Consider the following 3,049-nt stretch of genomic DNA (forward strand, 5'->3'; position numbering starts at 1 on the left):
ACTCGCCGGGGTCAAGGCCGCAACGGGCGTCTACGGCACCTCCGACCTGACCCGCCGCTTCACGATCGGCGACTCGCACATCATCACGGTGAGCACCAAGACGCACCGTCTCGTGGTCCGCAAGAACGGCAAGGTCATCAAGACCTGGGGCATCAGCGCGGGCAAGGGCGGCATGATCCGCAACGGCGTTGACGTGTACCAGACCACCAGCGGCGTTCACCTCACCATGGCCAAGGTGCGGGTGGAGCGGATGACCTCGGCGTGGATGGGCGTCGACCCCAAGGACAAGAAGAACGGCGGCTACGACGAGAAGATCCCGTTCGCGGTCCGGATCTCCAACAGCGGCGAGTACATCCACTCGATGGCCTCGACGGTCTGGGCCCAGGGCCGGCAGAACGTCAGCCACGGCTGCCTCAACTCGCCGCCCGCCGCGGCCGAGTGGTTCTTCAACTGGGCCTACCTCGGCGACCCCGTGATCATCACTGGTTCCACACGCAAGCTGGACGCTTTCAACGGCTGGAGCTACTACCAGATGCCGTGGAGCCAGTGGGTGAAGGGCGGTGCGCTCGACCGGGTCGTCGAGACGGGCGGGACCACCACGCAGCCGAGTCAGCCCGCCACGACCCCCACGTCCCCCACCGCCACGGGATCGCCGGCGTCGGGCTGAGGGCCGCACTCGCCTCTTCGGGCACGGGTTCGCCGGCATCGCTTCTTCGGGGCCGTGCCGGCGCGCGGTTCGAGAGCACGTCATGGTGATGATTCGGCTGTTCGAGCGGCACCGACTGTTCGGCCCCTGACCTGGGCGGGCGCCCACAGACTCATGAGACTCCTCGCGCCGACCCGGCATTCACCGATAAAACAGCGGGATGGACATCATCGCGGTCGAGATCCCGACGGCCGTCCAGATCCGGGCATGGCACTCCGTCGTGACCGCCGTCCAGGCGTGCGATAACCCTGAGGAGCCGCCACAGACCCTCGAACAGACGACCGGCCGGCTGACCACGCCTCCGCCGAACTCCCGGCTCCTGCTGTGGATCGCGGCCGTGGACGGCGTCACCGTCGGAGTCGCCTACCTCAGGCTGCCCGCCGAGCGGGACGGCGGCCGGCCCGCCGAGATCGACGTGCTCGTTCACCCGGCCCACCGCAGGCGGGGCATCGGCGCCCGGCTGCTGAGGCGGGCGGCCGAGGCGGTCCGCGCGCACGGCCGGCCCGCCGTGGTGGCGCAGGCCATCGCCGAGACGCCCGCGGTCCCGTTCCTCGAGTCCCAGGGGTTCCGGTGCGTCCTGGTGCTGACCGGCCTGCTGCTCCGGGTCGACGACGTCGATCCGGGCTGGCTCGCGGACACGCTCGCGGCCGGCCCGCCGGGGTACGAGCTGGTCCGCTGGCGCGGCGCCGTGCCCGACGGCCTGGCCGACGCGTTCGCGGACGCGAAGCTCGCCATGGACGACCTGCCCGCGGACGAGACGGTGACCGAGCGGATGAGCTGGGACGCCGGCCGCCTGGGCGAGATGGCCGACATGGTGGCCAAGCGCGGCGACGACCTCTACACGGTCGCCGCCGTCCGCGGACCCGTGATCGCCGGATTCACCGAGATCGTGGTGCCGGCGAACTCGCCCGAACGGGCCGCGCAATACGACACCGCGGTGGTGCCCGGTCACCGCGGCAAGCGGATCGGCATATGGGTCAAGGCGGCGATGCTGGAATGGCTGCTGGCCGAGCGTCCCGAGGTCCGTGAAATTGAGACCGACAATGCCGATGACAATGTGCACATGCTCGCCGTCAACGAGGAGCTGGGCTTCCGGCGGCAGCGCGAATACCGCGACTATCAGGCGGAGGCAGCGGATCTGCCCGGTCCGCCCGAGAGATGAGGGCTGAGCCGGCGGGGCCGGGGCGACCTGCGCCACCGCCGGCGGGGCCGGGACTCCGGCCGGTTCAGACGGCGCCGAAAATGCCTTGCTCATGCCCGCCGGAATCGGCACGCTGTTGGTTGTTCCGAACGGAATGCCTAGGAATTGACGGTCGCCAGCCCGAGTTCACGCAACATTCCCCTGTAGTTCAGTCGGCAGAACGACGCCCTGTTAAGGCGGATGTCCCAGGTTCGAGTCCTGGTGGGGGAGCGGACCCTGGCGGCGAGCTCACCGTGGCCAGGGAGGTGACCGATGTACGTGCTCGTTTTGAACGCGTCCTATGAGCCCTTACAGAAAGTGGACGTACGCCATGCGATCCGCATGCTGGTGCGGGGTGTGGCCGTAGTGGAAGAGGCGGTGGAGGGCCGGACGATCGGCCACTTTCCCGTGCCCAGGGTGCTGCGCCTGGTGCGGTACGTCACGATGCGGTGGCGGCACGGCAAGCGCCCGGCGTGGACCAAGCGGGGCGTCTACCTGCGTGATCGCGGGCTGTGCGGCTACTGCGGTGGGCGTGGTCACACGATCGACCACATCGTCCCGCAGTCCCGTGGCGGTGCCTCCACGTGGGAGAACACCGTGCTGGCCTGCGGCCGGTGCAACGGTCGCAAGGCCGACCGCAGCCTGGCCGAGTCCGGGATGCGGTTGCGCACGGAACTGCGCGTCCCGCGCTGGGACGAGCTGTTCGGAGTCTGACGCGCGTGGCCGGACGTCTTCGCATCTCGCAGGCCGTAAGCTCGCCTAGGTGAGCGAACAGGCGTGGGAGATCGAACCGTCCGGCCCGCTGCGCGGCGACATCACGGTGCGCGGCTCCAAGAACGCGGTGAGCAAGCACATGGTCGCCGCGATGCTCGGGAGCGCGCCCAGCACCATCCGCAACGCGCCCGAGGTGGGCGAGGTCGCGATCACCGCGGCGATGCTGGAACATCTCGGGATGGGCGTCGAGCGAGCGGACGGTGAGATCACCGTCGTGCCCGGGCCGGTGGCCGATCCGCACGTGCCGAAGGCGTTCACCGGGCTCAACCGGATCCCGATCCTCATGCTCGGGCCGCTGCTGCACCTCACCGGAGAGGCGTTCGTTCCGCTGGTCGGCGGCGACCCGATCGGCCGCCGCCCGGTCAACTTCCACGTCGAGGCGCTGAGGG

The 3,049-nt window shown here is 69.7% G+C and carries 3 protein-coding genes, 1 tRNA gene and 1 pseudogene; all 5 read left to right on the forward strand.

The window, feature by feature from the left end; translation table 11 throughout:
- The coding region (locus tag HKK72_RS38055; protein ID WP_187239235.1) for a L,D-transpeptidase at positions 1-667 on the forward strand (667 nt) is incomplete at its 5' end.
- A gap of 199 nt (positions 668-866) precedes the next feature.
- A complete protein-coding gene (locus tag HKK72_RS38060) occupies positions 867-1,868 on the forward strand; it encodes a GNAT family N-acetyltransferase (RefSeq protein ID WP_187239236.1) in 1,002 nt (333 codons plus the stop codon).
- Between the two features lie 176 nt (positions 1,869-2,044).
- Positions 2,045-2,117, forward strand: a tRNA-Asn gene (locus tag HKK72_RS38065).
- A 42-nt stretch (positions 2,118-2,159) separates the two neighbouring features.
- Positions 2,160-2,600 carry an HNH endonuclease gene (locus HKK72_RS38070; protein ID WP_187239237.1) on the forward strand — a complete coding sequence of 147 codons (441 nt, stop codon included), beginning with the start codon at positions 2,160-2,162 and terminating at the stop codon, positions 2,598-2,600.
- A gap of 49 nt (positions 2,601-2,649) precedes the next feature.
- A pseudogene (locus tag HKK72_RS38075) lies at positions 2,650-3,049 on the forward strand (UDP-N-acetylglucosamine 1-carboxyvinyltransferase); the annotation flags it as partial.

It is taken from the genome of Actinomadura sp. HBU206391 (assembly GCF_014323665.1).
Taxonomy (GTDB): domain Bacteria; phylum Actinomycetota; class Actinomycetes; order Streptosporangiales; family Streptosporangiaceae; genus Actinomadura_C.